This window comes from Clostridium sp. KNHs205, assembly GCF_000702945.1.
In the GTDB taxonomy this organism is placed as follows: Bacteria; Bacillota; Clostridia; order Lachnospirales; family Lachnospiraceae; genus Anaerocolumna.
This window is the reverse complement of the sequence record NZ_JNLE01000003.1, coordinates 1,573,399-1,597,919: the sequence shown is the minus strand read 5'-3', so window position 1 is coordinate 1,597,919 and position 24,521 is coordinate 1,573,399. Positions and strand designations below refer to the sequence as shown.

Annotated in this window: 19 protein-coding genes; 3 read left to right on the top strand and 16 right to left on the bottom strand. The window is 40.5% G+C overall.

The window, feature by feature from the left end:
- Window positions 1-128: 128 nt before the first annotated feature.
- Window positions 129-740 (top strand): histidine phosphatase family protein, encoded by a 612-nt coding sequence (locus BR73_RS0106915; protein ID WP_033164941.1) that lies wholly within the window; start codon window positions 129-131, stop codon window positions 738-740.
- A gap of 401 nt (window positions 741-1,141) precedes the next feature.
- On the opposite strand, the gene BR73_RS0106910 is transcribed toward BR73_RS0106915, so the two are convergent.
- The 10 genes from BR73_RS0106910 to BR73_RS0106865 all read right to left on the bottom strand — a co-directional run bounded on the left by BR73_RS0106910 (window position 1,142) and on the right by BR73_RS0106865 (window position 13,537).
- Window positions 1,142-2,638, bottom strand: coding sequence for a methyl-accepting chemotaxis protein (locus tag BR73_RS0106910; protein ID WP_033164940.1), 1,497 nt, complete (start codon window positions 2,636-2,638; stop codon window positions 1,142-1,144).
- Window positions 2,639-2,898: 260 nt separating this feature from the next.
- Window positions 2,899-3,501 (bottom strand): nitroreductase family protein, encoded by a 603-nt coding sequence (locus BR73_RS0106905; protein ID WP_242860635.1) that lies wholly within the window; start codon window positions 3,499-3,501, stop codon window positions 2,899-2,901.
- 244 nt (window positions 3,502-3,745) lie between these two features.
- A complete protein-coding gene (locus tag BR73_RS0106900; protein ID WP_033164939.1) occupies window positions 3,746-4,777 on the bottom strand; it encodes a beta-propeller fold lactonase family protein in 1,032 nt (343 codons plus the stop codon).
- A 251-nt stretch (window positions 4,778-5,028) separates the two neighbouring features.
- The gene (gene ptsP, locus BR73_RS0106895) at window positions 5,029-6,705 is read right to left on the bottom strand and encodes a phosphoenolpyruvate--protein phosphotransferase (RefSeq protein WP_033164938.1); all 1,677 of its coding nucleotides are present in this window, start codon (window positions 6,703-6,705) and stop codon (window positions 5,029-5,031) included.
- A 21-nt stretch (window positions 6,706-6,726) separates the two neighbouring features.
- The gene (locus tag BR73_RS0106890) at window positions 6,727-6,993 is read right to left on the bottom strand and encodes an HPr family phosphocarrier protein (RefSeq protein ID WP_347463249.1); all 267 of its coding nucleotides are present in this window, start codon (window positions 6,991-6,993) and stop codon (window positions 6,727-6,729) included.
- Window positions 6,994-7,010: 17 nt separating this feature from the next.
- Window positions 7,011-8,270 carry a zinc-binding dehydrogenase gene (locus tag BR73_RS0106885; RefSeq protein WP_033164936.1) on the bottom strand — a complete coding sequence of 420 codons (1,260 nt, stop codon included), beginning with the start codon at window positions 8,268-8,270 and terminating at the stop codon, window positions 7,011-7,013.
- A 68-nt stretch (window positions 8,271-8,338) separates the two neighbouring features.
- Window positions 8,339-9,268 (bottom strand): 1-phosphofructokinase, encoded by a 930-nt coding sequence (gene pfkB, locus BR73_RS0106880; protein WP_033164935.1) that lies wholly within the window; start codon window positions 9,266-9,268, stop codon window positions 8,339-8,341.
- A gap of 84 nt (window positions 9,269-9,352) precedes the next feature.
- Entirely contained in the window at window positions 9,353-9,781 is a 429-nt protein-coding gene (locus tag BR73_RS0106875) for a PTS sugar transporter subunit IIA (protein ID WP_033164934.1), read from the bottom strand.
- A 194-nt stretch (window positions 9,782-9,975) separates the two neighbouring features.
- A complete protein-coding gene (locus BR73_RS0106870) occupies window positions 9,976-12,069 on the bottom strand; it encodes a BglG family transcription antiterminator (protein ID WP_033164933.1) in 2,094 nt (697 codons plus the stop codon).
- 100 nt (window positions 12,070-12,169) lie between these two features.
- Complete coding sequence (locus BR73_RS0106865) at window positions 12,170-13,537, bottom strand: PTS mannitol transporter subunit IICBA (RefSeq protein ID WP_033164932.1); 1,368 nt, start codon at window positions 13,535-13,537, stop codon at window positions 12,170-12,172.
- Between the two features lie 899 nt (window positions 13,538-14,436).
- Between BR73_RS0106865 and BR73_RS0106860 the strand changes: the two genes are divergently transcribed.
- Together BR73_RS0106860 and BR73_RS0106855 are read left to right on the top strand one after the other, a co-directional pair.
- Complete coding sequence (locus BR73_RS0106860) at window positions 14,437-14,853, top strand: HTH domain-containing protein (RefSeq protein WP_033164931.1); 417 nt, start codon at window positions 14,437-14,439, stop codon at window positions 14,851-14,853.
- A gap of 11 nt (window positions 14,854-14,864) precedes the next feature.
- Window positions 14,865-15,881, top strand: a complete 1,017-nt coding sequence (locus tag BR73_RS0106855) for an IS3 family transposase (RefSeq protein ID WP_033164930.1) — start codon at window positions 14,865-14,867, stop codon at window positions 15,879-15,881.
- 188 nt (window positions 15,882-16,069) lie between these two features.
- Here the strand turns inward: BR73_RS0106855 and BR73_RS0106850 are convergent, their stop codons facing one another.
- From BR73_RS0106850 to BR73_RS0106825, 6 genes are all read right to left on the bottom strand, one after another.
- Window positions 16,070-16,462, bottom strand: a complete 393-nt coding sequence (locus BR73_RS0106850; RefSeq protein WP_033164929.1) for a DUF1284 domain-containing protein — start codon at window positions 16,460-16,462, stop codon at window positions 16,070-16,072.
- Between the two features lie 10 nt (window positions 16,463-16,472).
- Window positions 16,473-17,582 (bottom strand): iron-containing alcohol dehydrogenase family protein, encoded by a 1,110-nt coding sequence (locus BR73_RS0106845; protein WP_033164928.1) that lies wholly within the window; start codon window positions 17,580-17,582, stop codon window positions 16,473-16,475.
- 151 nt (window positions 17,583-17,733) lie between these two features.
- Window positions 17,734-18,237, bottom strand: coding sequence for an HD domain-containing protein (locus BR73_RS0106840; protein WP_033164927.1), 504 nt, complete (start codon window positions 18,235-18,237; stop codon window positions 17,734-17,736).
- Window positions 18,238-18,323: 86 nt separating this feature from the next.
- Window positions 18,324-19,088 carry a lytic transglycosylase domain-containing protein gene (locus BR73_RS27200; RefSeq protein WP_051685021.1) on the bottom strand — a complete coding sequence of 255 codons (765 nt, stop codon included), beginning with the start codon at window positions 19,086-19,088 and terminating at the stop codon, window positions 18,324-18,326.
- Window positions 19,089-19,240: 152 nt separating this feature from the next.
- Window positions 19,241-20,566 carry a glycoside hydrolase family 30 beta sandwich domain-containing protein gene (locus tag BR73_RS0106830; protein ID WP_033164926.1) on the bottom strand — a complete coding sequence of 442 codons (1,326 nt, stop codon included), beginning with the start codon at window positions 20,564-20,566 and terminating at the stop codon, window positions 19,241-19,243.
- Window positions 20,567-20,613: 47 nt separating this feature from the next.
- On the bottom strand, window positions 20,614-23,838 hold the full coding sequence (locus BR73_RS0106825; protein WP_197032625.1) for a cellobiose phosphorylase: 3,225 nt from the start codon (window positions 23,836-23,838) through the stop codon (window positions 20,614-20,616).
- Window positions 23,839-24,521 lie beyond the last annotated feature (683 nt).

Here is a 24,521-nt window from a genome sequence, read left to right as displayed (position 1 = left end):
TCATCGGCCATTTTAAAGTTATCCTTCATACCGCCGTGTAAAATGCGTTGCAGTATTTGCTTTTAAAAGTGTTTTTATGTTATACTTGACAGGATGCTTACAGGATAATAATCAGAAAAGAGGTAACTATGAATACGGAAATCTGGCTGGTAAGACACGGAGAGACTGAGTGGAACAAATTAGGGAAATTCCAGGGGAGTACCGATATAGAACTAAGTGAGGAAGGAAGAAATCAGGCGAAGGCCTTAAAGAATCTTATAGCTGTTGATTTTGATGCAGTCTATGCAAGTCCTCTTGTAAGAGCAGTAGAAACTGCTGAAATTTTGTGCAGGGATACCGGTTTAACTGTATTGCCCTGTGAAGGAATCAGAGAAATTAATTTTGGAATCTTTGAGGGGCTTACCCTGGAAGAGATTGAACATAAATATCCTGAGGAAATGTCTAAATGGAGAAGTGATGAAGCAGAAGGTGCTTTTGTAGGCGGCGACCTTTCTATCTTAAATGCAAGCAACAGAGCTGCTGCCACCATAAGAGAAATTGCAGGAAAACATTCAGGAAAAAGAATCCTTATTGTTGCCCATGGCGGCATCATAAAAGCTGCCCTAATAGGACTTTTTGAATGGAAAATGACCATGTACCATCACTTTTACGTGGATAACACCGCCATAACAAAAATCATATTCAGAGACGGCGGATACCCCGTTCTTAAGAGTTTTAACGAAACCGGTCATTTAGTGTAATTCCAAAACCTTTATATCCAGAAGAGGCTGTTGCATTTTAAACAGTATTGCGGTAAGAAGCTTCTTTGCGTGTCTTTACACACCGATTGAAAGACATAAAGCCGGCTTTATATGCTAAAACGCTCAAATTTTGCTTTTAGCATTGAAGCCGGCTTCATGTTTATCAGGCAGTACCTTACAGGAAGGTTAAGAGTTTCTTACCGCTTTTCATTTATTTGCTACAGCCTTTTCTTACTGTATGCATCAGTTATGTATGCATCAGTTATGTATGCATCAGTTATGTATGCATTCTTAAGACCCTTTTAAATTCCGTGAAACTTGTAAAAGAGTTTACACAAAACTGTAATCAGACCTGTATTCTTAACTGCTTATATCTACCAATGGTTATTTAAGCCTAAATCTTATTTATTTCTTGAATTTATAAGCACTTTCATATCAGCGCTCAGGTTATTAAGATCAATAACAGATGAATTCATCTGGGTGATCAGGCTGTTCTCATTCTCAAGGGTTGCCAGTATTTCTTCTGCTGAGGCTGTATTATCCTCTGCCCTTTCTGCCACCTTATCTATCTCCCTCTGAACCTCCAGGAAATTGTCTGCTGCTTTGCCGATCAGCTCCATATTGTCACCCAGGGTTTTATTGGAAAGGCTATAATCTTCCATGAACTCCTGAAAGCTTTCATTCACACCTTTAAGAAGCATTTGTATCCTCCCTGCTGCTTCTCCTCCCTCTAAGGATTTCTCATCTGCATCTTTTGCTTTATCAGACAGGGATTTGGTTACTTCTGAAATATTTCCGGCTATCTTTGAACTCTCTTCCGCAAGTTTTCTAATCTCATCTGCAACTACAGCAAATCCCTTACCTTGTTCTCCTGCTCTTGCTGATTCAATTGCTGCATTCAAAGCCAACATATTGGTCTGTCCCGCAATTTGTTTAATCCCCTCCAGCAGAGAATTTACAACTTCAAGATTATTTCTTAAGTCTGATACTGTTTCTGTGGTAGTTCCCATAACTTCATTTACTTTTATTGCATAATCCGTTGCCTGGCTGATGTTATCATGACTATCCTTAACCTTGCGGTTCATTCTTTCAGTCTTTGATACCACCTCCTGAGATACTGATACTGCATTGTCTATTTCATGAAGCGAACGATCCATGGTTGATTTCATATTACTGACGCTTAAAGCCTCTTCCTGTATGGATTGTGCCATCTGTTTTACTGTATCTACAATACGGTCACTGGATTCATTGATTGTTCCGGTATTTACAGTGAAGCCTGTTATATTATGGTCAAGGGTAGCTACTCCCTCTTCCAGAGAAGTACAGGTATTTTCAAGTTCCTTTAACAGAGTAAGTGCATCTTCTTCCTTTTTTGCAGAAGCATCAATAAGAATTCTGCCCCATTTTGTCAGAAGAAAGAGCAGTAAAAGTATTGCATTCATTGAAGTCATTACTATAAGAAAAGTAGGTAATCTTAAATCGTCACCCATTACTGTTTCCGGTTTAAAATAAAATGATACGAACATTCCGATATTGATAAATACCCAAAAGGTGAGCAGCAGTTCCTTCTTAAAGTAAATAGCAGCCATCATTATGGTTATTAATATGATATAATGCTTATTCAACGCATATTTGTCCAGAAAAAACAAAGCAAACATTACCAGTGCGGGGAGAAAGGCAAATATAAAACCTTTAACGTAATCATTAATACGCAGGAGATAGTTAATACAAGCAACTCCGATAATTCCAATACCAATGAAGAGAAACTTAATATTTTCCCCTATACCGCGATAAATCAGTATCTGACCAACAATCAGTGTAACAAGTGCAACTGTAATGATCAGGTTTATCCGATGCATTTTCTTTAGATCAAAAACCTTCTTATCTGTATTCTTCATTTGTCATCCCTCTTTCTATCTTTCTATCACAGTGAAGCCTGACACTGCCTTAAACTGCCTCCTGACAGGACGCATATTCCATAAATAAAAAAAGTCAGTCTTGTTATAAATTACAACAAGACTAACTTTATTATAATGATATTTCGACAAATTACTATAGTAATATAGATACAGTTTTAACGTAGTTTTATAAGTTATTTTGTCATTTCTTTGCATTTTTTGTACTTTGTGCCAATTCTTCTCTATTTATCATTTTCTCACTAAAAGGATTTTACAATAACTTCCTCAAGAGGCCTTTTAGGTACATGATGTACACCCTTTTCATCTCTCCAGTATTTCACATTACCTTCCCGGATTTCTTCTACCACTACTTCTTCTTTGGGATAACCAAGAGCAATTACCAGTGATATTTCATACTCCTCAGAAATCTCCAATTCCTTTGCAAGAATTTCACGTTTCACACTGCCGATAAAGCATCCCTTTATTCCCTGGTAAGCGGCACCCAAAAAGATGCTCTGAGCTGCAATTCCTTCGTCCATTCCAGCCTTGCCAGCTATGTTCTTATCCCTTAAAAGGATAATATAACCTCCCGGTCTTTCCCCTTTAACCGGGCCCTCCCATTCCTTTAAGTAACCTGCCCAGGAAAGACAGGGAAATACCTTTTCTCTGCTTTCTTTACTGCTTACCAGTATATATTTTAAGGGCTGTAAATTTGCACCGCTTGGTGACAGTCTGCCTAAATCTGCGAGAGCCTTTAACTGTTCCAGGGTAATTTCTTTCTCTTCTTCAAATCTGCGTACGGTTCTTGCTCCCGTTACCAGTTCATTAAACTGTTCTCTCATTTTTATTGCCTGTCCTTTCATATCTGCCTGTAACCAGGTGTTACAGGCACACTTTTTTATAAATAATTATTAGTTCTAAATCTGCATATGTCCCTTGCAGCCTATACGTTTCTCTTGGGTTCTGCACCTGCTTCAGATGTACTTATTCGTAATTTGTACATCGCTGGGATTCCCAGCTCAGTGGTGTATTCGGGGCGGCTTGCTAAGGTCTGTTGAGATCTGGGGCAGTTAATTTTCATTCTTTAAAATAATAATATACCGGGTACTAGATTTCTTCTACGTAAGAAGGAGTGGGAAAATCAATGCGTTTTACTACATTTAATAATTTACCCGTTTCTTCAACGCCATATATTACTATCTGATCTGATTTCTGATTGGCAATCATCAGGTACCTGTCATCCTTTGTCAATGCAATATGCCTTGGAACTTCACCCTTTACCGAAGCATCCTGCTTTACTGCAAGAGTTCCGTCAGGATTAATATCATAAACCCTAATGGTGTCAGCTCCTCTGTTAGCAGCGTAAAGGAACCTGCCGTCACTGGATATGGCAAGACTGGAGCCGAAACTCTCACCCTCAAACTGTTCCTCTAAGGTACTAAGCTTTTGAAGGAGCGTAAAGAGAGGAACTATGTCTTTTTCTTCATAAAGATAGACATAGATTTCATTAGAATACTCTGTTATAACGTAGAGGCAATTTAAGACAGGATGGAATTTCAAGTGCCTGGGGCCTGCGCCTTTATCAAGGTTTACAAAGGTTTGAGGACTTTCTGCTGTAATTCTTCCCTCATCGGTATCATATACAAATATTTTATCCTGGGCTATGGCAGCAAATAACAGCCTGCTGCCCTGTGGTTCCTTTTCACAGCAGTGTGCCCGGGACAGTCCTGTTTCCTGGTTCACCGGCAGTTTGATATGATTCAAAACCTCTGTAAAATGATAATCTTGAACCTTTACTGCCGCAATATCTCCGGAACTGTAGAAGGAACAATATAACACGCTTTCCTTCGGTGCATAGAGCAGGTGGCACAAATCCCCTCCGGAAAGCTGTAGTTCATGCTGCAGGCTGTAGCCCTCTTCTGTTCTTTTATAACAAAGGATACTTCCGCTGTCAGTTTCTTCCCTAACGGTAAATAACATATCCTTCCAGGTGCAGGCAAAGGAAGGATTCGACTTGTATGCTCTAAAACTCCTGTTATCCTCTGTAAAATCCCCGGATAGTTCATACAGTCCCATGGAGGCTTCTCCATTTACCGGCCCATATCCGCTTATCAATAATTCTCTTGCCTTTTGATTCATTGCTACCTCTTTTCTGCTTGACCACCCATGATGCATCTGCAAACTGCTTTGCTGATCTGAGTGTACGGTTTGTGGGATTCAACGCCATTTTGGGTATCGTGATGAAATCCCTCTTTGCTGTCAACCCTCTACCTGTTTCTACTTTTACTGTTATTGTAATACTGCTGCTGCCTGATAGCAAGCAATAATCAAAAAAGTGACCCAGGGGCTGTTTCATGAGCCCCTGGGTCTTTAATCACACCACACCTGTATTACTGCAATAATTCCATAATTTCGCTAACTGTAGCTTTATTAACCGCTTCTTCTGCAAGTTTTCTTGCTGCCTCATAATCTATTCTTCTTAATCTGTATCTGATACCGGATATCAGGGAGGCTGTCATACTAAGCTCATCCAGCCCAAGTCCTATGAGGAGCTCTGCAGCTTTCTCATTTCCGGCAAATTCACCGCACATACCTGCTTTCTTTCCATACTTATGTGCACTTTCTGTTACATGTCTTATGCTTCTTATTACAGCAGGGTGAAAGGAATTGTATAACTCAGCAATTTTAGTATTCCCTCTGTCCACTGCCAGCAGATATTGGGTCAGATCATTGGTGCCGATACTGAAAAAGTCCGCTTCTTTCGCCAATTCTTCAGCACAGAGCACACTGGCAGGCGTCTCAATCATAACCCCTGTCTGTATGGCTTCATCATAGAGAATAGCTTCTGCCTTTAATTCCTCCCTGCATTCTCTGAGGACTGACTTCGCTGCCCTTAATTCCTCCAGGGAAATTATCATAGGAAAGAGAATCCTGATTTTACCGAAAGCGCTTGCTCTAAGGATAGCTCTTAACTGGGTTTTAAACAGTTCTTTCTCCTGAAGGGATATTCGGATGGCTCTAAAACCGAGAAAGGGATTCTCCTCTCTGTCCATGGGATAGTAAGGAAGTGTCTTATCCCCGCCGATATCCAGAGTTCTTATTGTTATTTCCCTTCCGCAGATTACAGCAGCTTCCCTGTAGGCTTCAAACTGCTCTTCTTCTGTAGGAAAATGGCTGCTGCCAAGATAGAGAAATTCACTTCTGAATAATCCAATACCATCGATTTGATTTGTGACAGCCTTTTTAATATCCTCTATATTGCCCACATTTGCGCAGAGATGAAGTTCTCTTCCATCCTTGGTAATACAGGGAAAGCTCTCCTCTTCCTTTATTTTTTGCTCCGCCTCCTTGTGTTTCCCGGCAAGCTCATGATACTTCTGTTTTTCCTCTTCTGAAGGATTGATTCGGATTTCGCCATTATACCCATCCAAAATGATATAATCTCCGTCTGACACCTCTGATAAAATGTCCTTTACTCCCACCAGGGCAGGAAGCGAGAGGCTTTTAGCAAGTATAGCCACATGACTGGTGACCCCTCCGTCTCTGGTAATCAGCCCCTGTATTTTATCAAGGTCAAGAGAAGAAGTATCAGAAGGTGTTAAATCTGGTGCAATCAGAATGGAATCCTTCTCACAGCTGACAGCTTTCTTTACTGTGCCTGTTAACTGACCTAAAAGCCTTTCTCTGATATCCTTTATGTCGGCTGCTCTTTCTTTCATGTAGGCATCCTCCATGGCTTCAAAGAGAAGGATAAGCTCCTCACAGGCAAGGTCTACTGCTTTTTCTGCATTATTACCATCCTCTTTTATCTTACCGGTTACTGCCTCCTGTAAAGTAACGTCCTTTACCATTTCCAGATGGGCTGCAAATATGGGATTCTCTCCTGCAAGTATAGAAAGTTCCTCTGCGGCATTAGCAACTGCAGCTTCAAATCGTTCCATTTCTTTCTTCATGTCTTCTGCACTTACTCTGTAATCTGCTATCTTTCTTTCCTGCGGCTGATATAGATATGCCCTTCCCATGGCAATTCCGCCAGAAGCAGGCTGCTTCACCTTCAGCACCTTCATAAAGCTCCCCCTTCTTTACAATTACTCACCTAAACCTTGTTCAATGGCTTCTCCCAGACGTTTTAAGTCCTCGGTTTCTGTTTCGCCGGTACACTCAAGCTCAATTTCTGTGCCAAAGCGTATTGCAGCCGCCATGATATTTAGGATACTTTTCGGATTAATCTTTTTCTCTCCGATTTTAAGGATAATGTCCGAACGGCAGGAACTTGCTATTTTAGCCAGTTCACCTGCAGGTCTTGCATGGAGACCATTTTTATTATTTATGATAAAAGTCTGAGTAACCATCATTTACCTCCTTAAGACTATTAAATGCCATGATGCTCAAATAATATTTTCTCTGCTTCCACATTCCAGAGTCCTTTATGTTTTTTCACGGATTCATCCAGTTTGCGGAACAGTTCATCCTTCTTACCAAGCGCTTCAAAATCTTCAATAGCAGTAAGAGGCATATCAAACTGTGTATAGGTAAGCTTCTTTCCGCCTGGTATGGAGGGTAGATTTAAGGTTGCCTCTGCAATGGAATCAATTCCTCCGATGTGTGTCACCATAACTGCCGGCCGGATTTCTCCCTTCGCCGCCAGGTCAAGGGCTTCTAACAGGTCATCATTATTACCGCCGGTGGTGCCAATAACGTGGGTACTGATATAATGAATATTATACATATTGATTTTTGAGGTAAAATCACCATTTGTAGGGCCTGCAAAGAAGTTCATGCAGCCGTCAAAGGCCAGCAGGGCATCCGCCATCTCTACTACTGCTTTATTCGGTACATATACAAATACATCATCATATCCATGCTCCTCTGTAAGCTCTCTCAGAACACTTACGGGATCTTCCAATACAGCTGTATTCATATAGATAAGCTCTATTCCTTTTTCCTTTGCTTCCTCCGGTGATATCATCTGTCTTGCATTTTCTATTCTGGCTTCGCTGATATCTGTTACCACAATCCGTCTGGGTTTGTTTTCTGTATAGAGCCCATAGCTTACCGCCCCAAGTCCCATAGGTCCGCAGCCCCCAAGTATTAAGATATTTCCGCCTGTTTTGGTTCCCATGGCATGCTGATAATTCTGCTTGTTTGTATGATAATTGGCATGATAACCGCCAATAATACAGCTCATTGGCTCACCTAAGGAGGCTTCAAAGAAACTCTCTCCATTATAGGGCAGTAAACAGCCAAGCTCCATTACTTCCTGGGGCATAATACAGTAGGTGCAGGCACCTCCGCAGTATTCATAGGAATATCCCGGTGAGTCCAGTTTCCCTTTATAATTAAGGGCCGGTTGAAGGGCAAATTTATCTCCTGCCTTATATTTACCTTCCCACTTCTTTCCTACCTCTACAATAATACCGGCACATTCGTGGCCGATAATAATCGGATTGGTATCTATATTCTGAGGTGCTCTCTTATGTTTCTTTCCCTGTTTTACCAGCTTATAGGTGGACATACAGATACTGTCACTTATTATCTTAACCAGAATCTCATCCTCTTTTATCTGGGGAAGCTCGAACTCCTCCAGGCGTAAATCATCTTCTCCATACATTCTTACTGCTTTTGACTTCATAAACGCTCCTATCTGGGTGCTATAGCACACCTAAAAATCAGGATATCGTGAAAGGGCTTTAGCATCGATCATAACTCCCTGATATCTACCTTTTCTTTCAGTTCTTCTATTAAATCCCTGTGAGGCGGTTTCGTTCCCTGAGTGGTTACTGCTCCTGCGGAGGCAGCCATGGCAAGCCTAAAACACTCATCCTCTGTATCACCTTTATGAAGGCTGTATACCAGCGCTGCAACCATAGCATCTCCGGCTCCTACGGTAGAATGTGCTTTTACCTTAAGTCCCGGACACTTTACTGCTCTGTCCTTTGTTAAGAAAAGCGCACCCAACTGCCCCAAGGAGATTGCTACCAGGCTGCTGCCTTTTGCTAACAATTCCTTTCCCATTAGCAGAAGCTCTTCCTCACCTGCTCTGTAATCCTTCTTAAAATACTCTTCCAGTTCTTTTCTGTTAGGCTTAATGTAATCGGGATTTCCTTCAAGTCCTCTTGCAAACAGCTCACCGTCTGCATCCAGAAAAACCTTTGACCCCTTCTCTTTCACCATAGGAATTAAGGTGCGATAGATATCTTTATCAATCCCTCTTGGAATACTTCCTGCAAAAACAAACAAGGTATCTTCTCCGGCGTACTGAAGCAGCTTTTCAGACAACTCCATCAATTCTTCCTCTGTAACCATAGGGCCCGGTTCGTTTAATTCAGTTACGATTCCCCTCCCTTCAACCAGTTTTAAATTCACTCTGGTCTCATTACCGATACGTACAAAATCATTTTTGATACCAAGTTCTGTCAGGTTCTCTTCTATCTGTCTGCCTGTGCTGCCACCGCAAAATCCCGTTGCTATGGTTTCACCGCCCATGGCTTTTATGGTTTTGGATACATTAATTCCTTTGCCTCCAATATCCCAAAGGCAATTTTGCAGCCGGTTTAAACTTCCTTTTTCCAGCTGCTCCAATTCTGCTGTTTTATCAATAGCCGGATTCATGGTTACTGTAACTATCATAGGATACTTTTCCTTTCTCTACTCCGACATGATGCCATTATAGCTGCATGATGACAGCTGCACCTTTTCTATTCACATGACTATTTATTCTCTGGCGGTAAGTATCTGAAAGATTGCATCTTCCTTACTGTTAATGACCTTGATTACATTTTCCATATCCGACAGCTTTTCTGCGATATTGGAGAGAATTTCAAGATGTTCCTCTCCGACCCCAGCTATTCCAATTACAATCTTAACAAATTCTCCGCCCCAGTCAGTGCCATCCGGAAACACCATTACGGCAATACCAGAGGCTTTGATATCACTTTTGGCCGCTTCTATGCCGTGAGGAAGAGCAATTCCGTTACCAATGTTCGTGGAGAAGGATTTTTCCCTTAGCAGCATAGCCTCTATATAATTCTCTTCAACATAACCACTGTCACAAAGCTTTTTGCCGATATGACGGATTACCTGCTCCTTTGAAGCTGCCTTACAGTTGATTTCAATATTTTCTTTTCGTAATAATTCCACCATAATCATTCCTTTCTTGTTATGCCCTGTTTTTAATGTCCTGCTTATACAAACCCTTATAATCAATATTATTTGAGCAACCTTGATCTGCTTTTTTCATACTTTTATTATAACTGCTGCCATATGGTGGTTCAATCAAAGCAAAATTGACTTTGTCACCATAGCCTGAAGACATTTTTATGTCTTCTTTTATGATGCTAAACTGTTTCCAGATACTGTTTGAAATACTGCCTCAATACCTTCTCTACCTTTTCTTTCACCGTTTCTTTCTCTCCTTCAAACATTACCTTTAGAAATTCGCTGTTCTCAATCAGCTGGCTACTTAAGCAGCCCATAATGTCACTGTTTATCCCTACCTGATCATCCTCCGGTATGAGCATGACTATCACTGCCTTAATACCTTTAAAGTACGGGTCCAGGAAGGCATTTCTGTCTTTTGTTACGCAGAGTGAGAAATTCGGTTTAACGACACCGCCTGTTCTGGAATGCAGCAGGGCAAAGCCGTATTCCGGTATAATCTGAGAGGAGATTTTTTCTCTTCTTTTTATATCTTCCTGTATCTGAAGCCGGTTGACCTGAAAGGCAGATAGTTTTTCAGAGACCGCTACCAGAAGTTCATCAAAATTAATATGTTCATCCACCTTCATAAAACCAAAATCTTTAATGATACCTTTAATCTGGTTAATACAGATATTGATGTGCTCCAGCTGCCTGGAGAACTCACTGCTGCCTTCATTTTTCTTTGTGGTTTTGGAGTAAGCCCTTACCTTTTCTTCGATTTCTCCAAGCTCTGTGTCATTTAACATTGCACTTACCTTGATCACATCTGCCGGCACTTCCTCCAGATCGATATTCGTAACAATAAAATCCAGGTTCTTTAAAACACCGGGTGTTAAATCTTCTTTTCCATAGGTATAAATCTGTATTCTTTCCTTCAGGAAATTCTTAAGCTTGGAATGCATCAGCCGGGATATACCAATCCCGCTGGCACAAATAATTCCCACATCAACTTTTCTGAAGCTTTCTCTTCTATCATCAAGCCTTACCCCGGCTGCTCCAAAATGCATAGCCAGGTAGCCGATTTCAGCTGCAGGCACCTTAAATCCATATTTCTTCTGAATAAATTCACCAACCTTCAGGCATTTGGTGTAAATCTCCGGGTACGCCTCCTGTATCTGAGACAGCAGAGGATTGGTAATATTCAGATGATTCTTAAGACGAATAATGGTGGGTTTTAAGTGCGCCAACAATCCTCTGATAAATTCCTCATCTTGCTTTAGTTCATAGGAAATACTGCTGTCGTAGATATCGGTTATTTCGTTTATCAATCCCAGCAATTCCTCCCTGAGGGCCGTATCCTTATCTTCCTCATAATCTGCTGACTGGATCTTGGCTCCACTGATATGAAGGAGTATATAGGCCGTTTCTGCTGCCGGTATCATGATTTCAAACTCTTTCTCCAGGGATTCTCCGATGAGGCAGGCCAGCTGATAGTCTTCATGATAGAGAAATTCATCCATGGTCCTGTTGTCTGTTTCGATAAATTCCTTATCCTTTATCCTCAGAATAGCTATGGTAATATGGACCACCAGTGAATAATAGGAGCTGTTGGTCAGGCGATTTAACTTACTGTCTCTGATACTTCCAAGGCATAGGACAACCCTTTTAAGTATCTTATAATCTATTAATTGAAACATTCCTTTGTTTTCTTTTTCGTAATACTCCCCTAATACGTTCCATTTCTTTTCCCCTATGGCTAACCTTAATTCCTCCGTATCGGGATTTTCATCAATAAAACGCTTCACGGCCAGGCGGTAGTTCTTCTCAGAGCCTGACAGAGCAACGCCATACCCCTGTTTTCTGATTAATGTCAGATCAAATCTTTCAAACCAGTATTCAATCGCTTCCATATCATTACTTATGGTAGCTTCACTTACACCGAATATATTTCTGTAGTAATATAGTTTCTTGGGTTCTCTGTCCCTTAAGACTTCCAATATAAGGCTGTTTCTTCTTTTTTCCTTGTCAATATAATCAATAACTTCCTTTGACTCCAGTTCTTCAAGCAGTCTGTTCTTACTGCTTCTCTCGCCCTCCATCCAGATACCTGTACCGGCCTTTGTACTTAGGCTTAAGCCATATTTCCGCAAAAAAACTTCTGTATTATCAAGCTCTCTTTGTACTGTACGCTTGCTTACCCTTACATCCTCCGCCAGTTTTTTGACAGATACGATACCTTCTTCTCTTAATAGAATCGTAAATAGCTGAATGAGACGCGGAGATAACATCATGCCTCTCCCTCCTTTCTTTCACTAATTTAAAGACGCGGAACAGAGGGTTGACAGAACACCTGCAGTGCCTGCAATCCTCTATTCCGCAGAGGTCAAATGATCAGACCTTTAATTCATTTACCAGCATGTCATATTCCGGTGCCGATAAGAAATTCTTTATTAAGACCAGTCTGGCTCCGGGACAACTGCTGGCCGCACGTTCTCTTAATTCTTCATGTGTTACTACCACCTGGGCATTCTCAGGTATGGAGGATACGGAAGCGTGTACTACGTTAATAGAACCAAGCCCTGCGGCAGCAAGTTTCTTTCGGAGGATGGTTGCACCCATGGCACTGGATCCCATTCCTGCATCACAGGCAAATACGATACTTGAAATATTTTTTGCTGCTTTTACATCTACAAGCCCTTTGGAGGCATTCTTCATCTCACTTACCATTTCCTTTGCAGCCTCTAAGTCTTCTGTTTTACCAAAAATCTTTAAGAGAGGTACTGCCGTTACGCAGGAAACTGCACAAGCTATGATTACTGACAGTATTACTCCCAGATAACTGTCTTTGGCAGTCATACCAAGAACTGCAATAATACTTCCAGGTGAAGCAGGACCCGTAAGTCCGGCTCCAAAAATATTAAGTGTTAATATACCGCTGGCACCACCTGCTATAGCTGATAAGAGCAGTATAGGATTCATCAGAATGAAAGGGAAATAGATTTCATGTATACCACCTAAGAAGTGGATAATGATAGCTCCGGGTGCGGAACTTTTTGCATTTCCTTTACCAACCAGACAGTAAGCCAAGAGAATACCAAGTCCGGGACCGGGATTTGCTTCTAATAAAAAGAAGAGTGACTTTCCGGTCTCTGCTGTCTGCTGCAGACCCATAGGTGTCAGGATTCCATGATTTACTGCATTGTTTAAGAACAGTACCTTGGCAGGTTCTATGAAAATACTTACCAATGGAAGTATTCCGTGATCTACGAAAAATCCTACGCCGGCTTCCATTACACTGTTTAAGGAACTTACTATAGGACTGATTCCCAGGTAACCAATAATTGCAAGAATTGCTCCTAAAATACCTACTGAGAAGTTATTGATCAACATCTCAAAACCTGCTGGTATCCTGTCTCCTATTAATTTATCAAATTTCTTGATTAGGTATCCTGCTAAAGGACCCATTAACATGGCTCCAAGGAACATAGGTACATCTGCTCCCACAATAACACCCATGGTAGCAATGGCACCCATTACTCCGCCTCTTGTACCGGCAACTGTTTTACCACCTGTATAAGCGATCAGAAGGGTCAGCAGGTAGGTGGACATAGGCCCTACTAGTTCGGCCAGTTTTTCATTGGGAAGCCAACCAGTTGGAATGAACAAAGCTGTTATTATACCCCACGCAATAAAAGCCCCAATATTTGGCATAACCATGCCGCTTAGATATCTTCCGACTCTTTGAATTTTCTCTTTCATATCATACCCTCTCTCTTTAAATCATAATGAATAGCACATATGACATATTAAGAACTGATTGGCCAATCTCTTCTTAAGATAATTTTATTATAAGGTATGGATAGATGATTTATCAACTTTTTAAAAATACCTTTTGTCACTAATCAATAATGACACAGCTGAAAACCAGTGTATTTTGGTTATTTTTATGCGGAATAAATGTAAAAAGGGTGTATCCTATGGAAAATGTTATGCATTTTACCTTAGGATACACCTTATGTGAATTTTTTATTAATTTGTTGAGTTGGTGGCAAAAGGGGGGGTATTACAAGGGGACGGTGAATTGGACAAAGCAGAAAGACTCATGCTTCAATTCCAAGGTATAAGAAGTCCTAATTCTCTGAGTATTTTGTGCTTGTCATAATGTAAAACAGATAACTCGCTTCGCTCAGACAATCTGTTTTGCATTATAGCACAAAATATTCAGAGAAAAGGACTTCTAATACCTTTCCATAGGCGCATTCGTTCTTTCTGCTTTGTCCAATTCACCTGAAATCATGTAGAAAAATCATGTAGAAAAATTATATAGAAATAAGGTTTTGATACTTGAATCCTTTGATTTTATTCTTTTTGATCTTTATTTTAAATTTTGTAGTTTTGATTTTGTGTTTTATATCAGTTATTATGTTGTTTAGTACTGTTTTAGTTATTTTTTTATTTATTTTTTTATTTATTTTTTTATTTACTGTTTTATTTATAATGTACCCATAACCGTGGACACTTTATTTAGTGAAGACCTGTCTTTCAGACATCCTTACTAAATATATCCTTAATTATGGACACTGTGCATTTATTGTTTCCTTTTTCTTGGACACATCCTTTTGTTCATGGTATTCTTAATTCAGATCAGGAGGAATATCATGAGCAGAAAGCAGTTTACCGATGAGCAAATGCAGCTACTACGTCAGAATCCATATACTCACAGCGTTACTAGGACTCGATTATCCTTTACCAAAAAGTTTAAAGAAATCTTCCACGCTGAATACCAAGCAGGAGAATTTCCGAGGCAGATTCTAATAGATCATGGTTATGATCCTGAACTCCTTGGCAACCGGATAGGGGGCATTGCTAACCGCATTCAGGAACAATACAAAAAGCACGGTGGGTTTCACCAAGGTTACGCTTCTCACAGATTGATAAAATCAAATACATCGACATCGGATAAACCCACATCTGAAAAAGATGAATTAATGCAGCTCAGGCATGAAGTTGATTATCTGAAACAGGAAGTTGAGTTTTTAAAAAAAATTTCCTCAATCAGAACTACAAAGAAGTAGGTGCTTGGCTTATGAACGATTCTTCCTGTGTTTTCGAAATCATCTACAGTACGATACAGCTAAGCAATATTTCTCTTTCTGTTAAGGAGCTTTGCTCCATAGCAAATGTGTCGCGGAGTGGTTTTTATGCCTGGGTAAAAGCGGCTCCCACTCGTGAACTTCAGGAACAAAAGGATCACGAAGATTTCGATCTGATCCTGCTTGCCTACAAGATGCATGGCTATACCAAAGGAGCCAGAGGCATCTATATGGCATTAATACATATGGATCCGCCGGTAATCATGAATCTTAAAAAGATTCGAAGGTTGATGGATAAATTTCATCTCTCCTGTCCTTACCGTGGCCCTAATCCTTATAAAAGAATAGCGAAGGCTCTAAAAACCAGCACTGTCGCAGATAACCTTCTTCAGCGTGAGTTCGAATGTTATGGTCAAAGAATGGTTTTGTTAACTGATATAACCTATCTCCCCTATAATAGAACCTTTGCTTATCTATCTACTATCCTGGATGCTTTCACCAAGCAGATACTTTCCTATGTGCTGAGTGACTCTCTGGAAGTGGATTTCGTAGTTGAAACAATTAACAAACTGGTTGATGATCATGGAATTTCACTACATGCAGAAACCATTGTCCACAGTGATCAAGGTTGTCACTACACTAGCCACAGTTTTATAAATATCCTTTATGACAAAAAGCTTCGGCAATCAATGTCACGTCGCGGCAACTGTTGGGATAATGCTCCGCAGGAAAGCTTCTTCGGACATATGAAGGATCACATCAAAGCAAAACTTATTGAATGCACCGAGTTTGCTGAAGTCCAAGTCATCATTGATAACTACATGGATTTTTACAACAATCGGCGCTATCAATGGCATCTTGCAAAGCTTGCACCGAATGAGTTTTACAAATTTGTTACCACTGGCGAATATCCATTGGATGTTTTAAACGTGCCTGCCTTGCCGTCTATAGCTAAGAAACCGGAGGAACTTGGAGTCAAAGCAGAACTAAAAGATACTAAAAACCAATAAATTTCATAGAATACCATGGCATCATAGGGGCTGTATCTAAAACTGTGGATACTCCCCACAATACAGTGTATAAAATCAAGGTACTAGTTAAGTGAAAGTGTCCAAAAATTAGGTGCCTTTCTTTTTTTAAATGTCCTTGACAAGGGGTACAGTTCAATTCTTGCGTTCTTTCCTATTTAAAATCAGTACTATATATAGCGAAATCCCTGACACTCCTCACAAAGAGACAGCCAGCTGCAATTATGACAGACCTGGTTCAGCTTCTCTTGTTCTAAGATATGAACTTTGACCAGTTTCTTAAATTCCCGCCAGGTCACAATATCATTATCAGATAGACCGCATAGTTTAAGAGCCATGGAATCATACTCTGCCACTTTCTGCCCTGATCTGCAATTTCCCTCTTCATTGTGAGGACAGCTGCTGCAGATAACATCTACCGAGCATACAAGCCGTATGCCTTCATCGGGCTTGCTATCGAGTTCCTCAATTACTTTATACATATTGGCTACGAATTCCTCACTGTAGCCTTTCCCCATAAATTGTCCGATGCACATGCCGTGATGTGGCCGCAGATTAATCATAACGGGCTGCCTATACGGATAATCCAAAGGATTCTGTGTATATCTTTATAAGATCCTTTTCTTCCGGTACAACGGGGCAATTGCCGATATTTTTAGCCTTTATGGCTATGGAGGAATATTTTGATATTTCTTCTGCCGTTATAGCCTCTTTGGTACCCAAGAGTTCCTCCAGGTCTTTTTCTAGTTCCTCCAGTTTTTTATAACCCATTGCGGTTATGATGCTCTCTATTACATCCGGTCTTCCGGCTGCTGTAAATTTCATAAATTCTGCCAGTAAGAGACCGTTGGCTCTTCCATGGTCTATATCCTTAAAATAAGTAAGGGAATATCCCATTGAATGAACCGCAGTGGTTCCGGTGTGGGCAATTACCACTCCTGCAAGCATGGAGGCATACAAAAGCTGCTCTCTGTGAGCTGCTGTCAGACTTCCTTCCTTTAAGGCTTTAAAGCACTCTCCGATCTGGCGGATACTTTCCTTTGCAAGAACATCGGATACCGGATTTGCTTTCACAGAAATCATTCCCTCTATGCCATGAGAAAGCGCATCAATTGCTGTATTTATGGTTGTCGTTATACCAAGGTCTTTGGTATATCTGCCATCTAAAAAGGCAAGGGCGGGAAATAGCAGAGGGGTTGCAATACTGGTCTTGGTCTGGGCTTTATCGTTGGTAAGTATGGAATAGGGGGTAACTTCTGAACCGGTGCCTGCTGTGGTAGGTACAAATGCCATAGGAAGAATCTTATTTTCATACTGCCCCTTAAAGAGGTCATCTTCGGATATGTCCTGGGCTGCTAAAAGTGCTATTGCTTTACCGGCATCCATAGGTGAACCTCCACCGATGGCTATTACAAAATCGGCTCCGGCTTTTCTTGCCGCTACGGCTCCTTCGTAAACACATGCAATGGTAGGATTACTCATTACCTTGTCAAATACTACATACTCAATGTCTGCAAGTTTCAAGGCTTCTGTAACGTCCTTCTCAGAACCGTTTGCTTTAGCAGATCTGGCACCGGTAACAATGAGAGCCTTTGTTCCCAATGCTCTGAAAGCATCTTTGTTCTTTCGGATACAGTCTTCTCCTGTGATAACCCTGGTAGGCATATAAAATTGAAATTCCATGATGTCCCTCCTATTTCCTATTCTATAAAGAACCTGCCTAAGATGTGTCTGAAAACTTATTACAGTTTTAAGCCACCTCTCAGATAAGTTGAACTTTTAAGTTTTTCCTGTTATATATTTCACATAAACATATATACTTTTAAGGTATCAACTATACAGTAGTTTTTATTTTAAAGACATTCTGCAGGATTGTTTTTCCTGTTTCCGTTCTGAAGATATTTCGGTATACATTGCGAATTGTTTCCTCAGAGGCCTTATCTTCTTCCAGATTAACTAAAAAATCAGCTTCCACCAGTATCTGATAGTCTTTCTCGGTTATATTGTGGTATGTATGATGATGCGCTATCAGATAGCAGACTCTCTTTATAAAAGCTCTGTCATATCCCAGCTTCACAAGCATAGGGTCAGCTACCAGAGGCCCTTCGATCTGCTGATAATTCCCTGCACTGCTGTTGTATTTACGCTCACTTACTTTGATGCCTATGTCATGTACTACTGCTGTAACTTCAAGTATTTCTCTTGCCTCTTTATCCAGCCCCTCTAATTCTGCAATTGTCTTTGCATATGCATATACTTTTAAAAAATGGCTTATCCTTTTGGTATCTCCTGCATAGTACTCTATCATCTCTTGAATAACTTCACCGATTTGTTTCATAAATTCACCCTTTCTCATTTATGATTATGTAATAAATGCCTACTTCCTTTTTCTGCAGCGCAAACAAAAGGAATAGGCACTATTGTCTAACTATTGAATAAATTCAGAATCGGAGCATTATAGCTGATGGCCTTGGAAAAATAGCTTTCTTTCTCGTCTTCCTTTTTGTTTTTATCATCTTCCATAAATATCTCTAAAAACTTTAAAAAGTCATCATAGGAAAAAAGCTCCTCTAATGTGTCGGTACTGGTTGACACATCCTCTGTATTTATTCCTGTTAAATTATTCTTTATCTGTGCTATATTAGGTAAATTACCATATGCAGCTGCATTTGATTTCACGGTTACACTACCGCCGGCCTCTACCTCCTGCTGCATATACCCCATAACCTTCTTAACATAATTCTGTGTTTCTTCAAAGGGAGGTATCCCTCCGTACTTGGCTACATTTCCGCTGCCGGCATTATATGCTGCCAATGCAAGTGAAACGTTTCCGTCATATTTATCAAGCATTTCTGCTATATACTTAGCTCCGCCCATGATGTTCTGTCTGGCGTCGAAGGAATCGGTAACTCCCAGGTAAGCTGCGGTTCTTGGCATTAACTGCATAATTCCCTGTGCACCGCTTCTGGATACCGCATCTGCTTTAAAATTCGATTCCTGCTTACCGATTGCCTTTAGCAGGTTAACCGGTACGTTGTATTTCTCTGCTGCTTCATTGAATATGGCGTCCAGACTCACCGTTTCTCCCAGGTAGGAGGAAAAACTTTCAGCGGAAGAGGCCTTCTTCTCGCTTGTGGCGGATGTTCCGGATGTATATGAAAGATTCCTGATTCCTTGAATTTCTGACATAAGGCTGCTCCTATTCTTCTTTAGGCGACAAATGTTGTAATATTCTCCAGCATATTATAACTTAAAGCTGTATAAAAAAGCAAGTGCTTTTCTCTGGGAAATCTGTAGGAAAAGCACTTGCATTCATATGGAGCCGACTCCTCTTAAATCCGTTAAATCACTGCGGTAATAATGGAGGCGGCAGGTACTGTAAATTCAGTATTTAAGCCCTGTATTCTCAGAGAAAGGGGCATATCCTCCCCCTGCTTGTTGAGTACGATAAGAACAACTGTTCCATCAGGGTTCTTTAAGGCAGTCATTTCAAGTTTATCCGTATATTTTGTCAGCGCTATACGTTTTGCATCTCTGTCAATGTAATGGCTGAAATGTCTGATATAGTGGAAAGAAAGCTTTTCTTCATAGCTTCCATCCTCTGTATTTACCATAATGGGAGCATCACACAGATTATTTACATGATTGGGGCCTCCCTTTTCATCCAGCAGGATATTCCAGTCTATAAAACCCGTCATGCCGGCATTCAGGTTCCCGATAATATCATGAGCATACATCTGGGCATTTCTTAACTGGCCTGCGTCAAATCTGCTGTATTCCACACAGCCTTCCGTAAAGAGCAGTTCTTTTCCGGGGTATACCTCACCGGTCAGTTGAATTGCTTCAAAATGATCTCCGGTATACCAATGGAAGGCTACCCCATCTATCATCTTATCTGTCTCATCATCAATGATAGCTCTGGCTCTTTCAAACATTCTTTCCTTATTATGGTCCCATATATTGATTTTTACATGAGTTAACCCGTTTCTTTCCAGGGCTTTATATAAGTAATCTCTTAAAAACTCCTTTTCCTCTGCGGGGTTAAAGGTACAGGAATCCCAGGTCTGTACCGCATCCGGCTCATTCTGCACCGTTATACGGTTTACTGGAAATCCCAAAGCTTCATACTCCTTTATATAACGGCAGATATACTCTGCCCAGAATTCACGGTACTCTTCCTTTAGTTTACCGCCGTTGTTTCTGTCTTCGTTGGTCTTCATAAATGCCGGAGGGGACCAGGGGGTAAGCATCAGGTCAAAATCCTCTCCTTTTGCACTTCTTGCCTTTCTTAATAAGGGCAGAATATATTCTTCATCCCTCTTTAAGGTGAAGGAATTCATTTCCCTATCCTTGGAATCCTCCATTGCCGTATAATTGCTGATAGAGAAATCACAGCTGTCAATATGGGTACGGATAAAATGATATCTCAAACCTTCATTGCTGAAATATTTTTTCAGTATTTCTTCTTTGCCCTTCTCCGTAAGTTTTGAGAAGGAATAACCCGCTGCTTCCGTAATGGCACCGCCAAAGCCGTGGAACGTCTGGTATTCCATATTCGGATACAGGTTGACAACATTCATTGCTGCACCTTTATCTTCGGCAAGGTCAATTCTTTGAACCTGGGTATCTCTTACCTGGTCCTTGTATGTAGTAATAATTAAATCCATAAATGCGCCTCCTGTATACTGCTTTTTTATTATCTGCTATGGTTAAATCAGTTGAAATAAGCTGTTAATTTTTTAATTCTTCCTTCTCTTACAGCATGTGCCATTTCCCCGCTTATAATATTCCCTTCAATTCTCCTGCCTTCTTCTGTGATTATGTGAGAAATTACAGCCCGGTCTTCTCCATAGGTGTTCTTACCGGTGGCGTTCTTATACACAATGGTACAATTTGAAAGAAAGGTAAAGGCTGCCTCTTTCTCCTCGTTGAAGAACCAGGACGGGAGTTTCGGCTCCAGGTGAAGTTTCAGTCCTTCTTCGTCAGAGGTGAACAATGTATTTCCAATAAACATCAGTGACCACATGGAGATAAGCTCTGTGGTGGAACCGCTAAGCCTTGCCACATAACCTCTGCCATGGATTTCTTCATTGGGATTGGAAGAGGATGCAAGGAAGGAGGAATTCTCAAGAATACTTCTTCCATACATCTCGGGAGGCAGAAAAGGTATGAGTGTATTGACCAGTTCCTCATAGAAACTCTCCCAAAGTCCCGCTGTCTGCATTCCGTATAGATATTTATACTCCATATGCAGGAAGATACTTTCTCTTTCCAGCCAGCCGGGAGTGAATGCCCTGATTCTTCCGTTTTCCATGGAAATATCCTCTAGAGACACGCTGGTCTTATACATTTTCAGTTTGGTATCATAAAGATCGCTTTCCTTTACCTTCTGATGAAGTGCCTGGGCTTCTTCTACCGACTCCACCTGAGAGAAATACCTTGCCGGTCCTTCCAGGAAGAAAGGCAGCATTACACGTTCAAAGCTCTTTACCTTACCGGCAGGTAGTCCATAAGGCGTGATAATTTCCTTTCCTGCTTCATCGGTAATAGGAAGAAAAGCATCTGCATGATAAGTAAAATAAGTCGGTATGATTCCATCTCCAATTTCTCTTGCTTTCTCAATACCCTCTCTGACTTTGCTTAGAAAAGCGGTTATAATTTCCGCAGCCTCTTCACTGCTTACCAGTACTTCTTCTCCGTCCAGACCATATCTTACGCCATCTCGGAATTTCTCCCTCTCAGCGGTAACAAGATCCCAGTATTCAAATTGTGCAATTGCACCATCCGTAAGCTCTTTCAGCAGCTTCCTGGTCTTTATCAAAAGACTGTAAACTTCTGCCGGTAAGAGAAATGCTTTATCAAGAGGCAAAGCCTTAACTACAAATTCCAGGGTTCTCTTTAATTCAAGGGTCTCTGCCATACCGCTTCCAAATAAACCGGGAAGCCCGTTCATAGCATCATTCCAGCCGGGTTTTCCGCCCTCCATCTCAACCCCCAGACCTTCCGGATCCAGCATGGTAAACTTTACCAGTGACAGATTTATCAGTTTAGCCATAAGGGAAGACTGGACATACTCACCGTTCCTATTCTTCAGCCAATTGGTTCCGTTCTTATGAAAGCCTTCTTTGTTTTCCTTCTCATGATCGTGTAAAAGCGATCCGTATTGCCTTAACTTACCCTTTGATATTACATATTTCTCACTTCTTGGCAGTACTCTTGCCGGGCTGTCATAATATCGGTAGGACTTATCTCCATATAAAAGCTCTTTCTTCTTATCAGGGTAGATCTTAAGGTAGTTCTCGATAAGATCCAGATTATAGTCCCAATGATCGCTCCAATATCCTTCGCCAAATCCCGCTTCTATATTCTGATCGCACAGTGCCAGCAGCTTTACTAAGAAATCATCCTCTGAAATTGTAAGCTTTATGGAATAACGGTTTAAGGTACCGGCTATCTTACCGGGTGTAAAAGGCTTATTGGCTATATCAAACAGAACCTTCCAGTCGTCAGGCGCTGCTGCCTTTAGGAACACTTCTGCCTCAACGATATTATCTTTTGCCACTTTGAAAGTTGAAGGTCTTACCTCCAGCGGATTGTAGCCGTCTATCTGTATCAGCTGGTAGAAGGTCTTTATATTAAAGTCTCCTACCTGACGATTAAAGAGCAGATCATTTCTTCTGTTCTGGTTAACATCTCTGAAATTTCCGTTTCCCTGGGAATAATACTCACCATTTATGGAAAAGAAATTATAATCTCTCTCAGGGTCTCCATGTTTCCTGCTAAAGAGATGAATGACTGATTTTTTATCCTCTTCACCAAAGACAAAGGGATAACCACCTCTTAAGAAATTATCCAGGTAACAATGCTCTACGTAGCTGTCGAAAAGAGGGACTCCTGTCACTGTCTTAACATCCTTTGTTAATTCCTCACAGCATAAAGCAGCAAGACTTTCCTTCTCAGAGAAGTAGTTCTCTTGTTTTAAGAGTTCAAGTTTCTGATTAATCTGCTCTGTTGTCTGGGCAAAACCCACCATGGTATGGAAGGTGTAGCTGTCACCGGAGGAGAGTTTCGTCTTTAGGGGCGTAAAACCACAGGGCACTTTATTAGCAAAACACTGACTCTTTTCTTTAATGCCAAGACCTTCTTTCAGGAATGGAACCGGAGTCATAAAAGTAGTATCATATCCAAAGACCACTTCTGCATCATAAATAACAGGGGTTACCTCACCTTCTGCAATTGTAAGGTAATAATAGCCGCCTTCAACTTCCACCACCTCAGCTGAATCATCACTGGAGGATCTCATTGCGTAAAAAGGAACATTATTCTCAATATTTTTGATATCCGACCAGCTCTTTAACAGATTGGACATTTCCTTATAAGCACTGTTTGCCATGCCAAAGGGTATAATCTTAGGCAATCCATCCAGGATCTCAAGCTCTTTCTCTTCTTCAGAAAGATTGGTAAGCTCCACTTTTCTGACCAGTGCTCCGATATCCTCTAGAGGCAGAACATAATATGTAACCTTTACCTTAATTCCTGAAGCTGCAGATGTTTCTTCTATTTCAAAGCTGTTCTGCCTGATTACGAACTTTCTTTTAGCTTCTGTAACGCTGGAGAAGAAAGGTTCATAAACTGTTCCGTTATTACGGATAAAGGTACGGAATCCCTTAATTGCTGTATTTTCAAAAGCTGTATTGGCTGGATTGAATTCCATAATCGCATTGTTTTTATGATGTACTCCAAAGCTGTTCACACCTTGACCTCTGTTGGTATAGTAAACCCACATTGGAATTCCTTTGATTCCGGCAAGACCGGGGAGAAAACTTGAGAAAGGCGGCAGTCTGTGATAATCTTCCAGCACGTAAGCCTTTCCATCCAGGTAATAATTCTTCATGTATAAATCCTTTCCTTTCCCGGGATGTTCCTTGGTAATCTGCATTTCTTTCCTTGCATTTTAAGCTGCATTATCTTAATCCGCATTTCCTAAGCTGTATCCTTTAGCAGCATCCTCTAGATAACATTTTTATACTGCATAATTTATAATGTATCTTTTATACTGCATCTTTTATACTGCATATTTCATACTGCATCATACTTTACCGGACAATCCCTTTGAGATACTTAAAATACCATGTTTCTAGATTGATTATAGTACGGATTTTGCAGGATGGCAATATAAAAACATTTTTATTTTAGTTTTATCCGATTTTAATTGTGTTATTTGTATATTATATTTATAAATGTTTTTATATTTTTATAATATTCGTTATTTCATTATATATTATTTTGATAAATTATATCAAATACAGAATATATGTTCTTATATTTCTATATATTTTAATAGAAAACGTTTTTATTTGTTTGTATTTAAATATAGTTAGTAGAAATAATCCCATATTTAGGTTACATTACCCGCCACGAAGCTTGGCTTGGGACATCTTAAAGAACAAAATTACTCCTGCTGTTGTAAACAGTGGTTTTGACAGTTGGTATGAATATGCAGCTTCTTTCTTAATCGGAAGAAGTATTTGCTATCAATCTGATCCGGGAGAAGTTTTATTTCCGATTTCAGATTTGCTTAAAGCGAAAGAGCTTTCTATCTGGCAGGAATACTCCATAAAA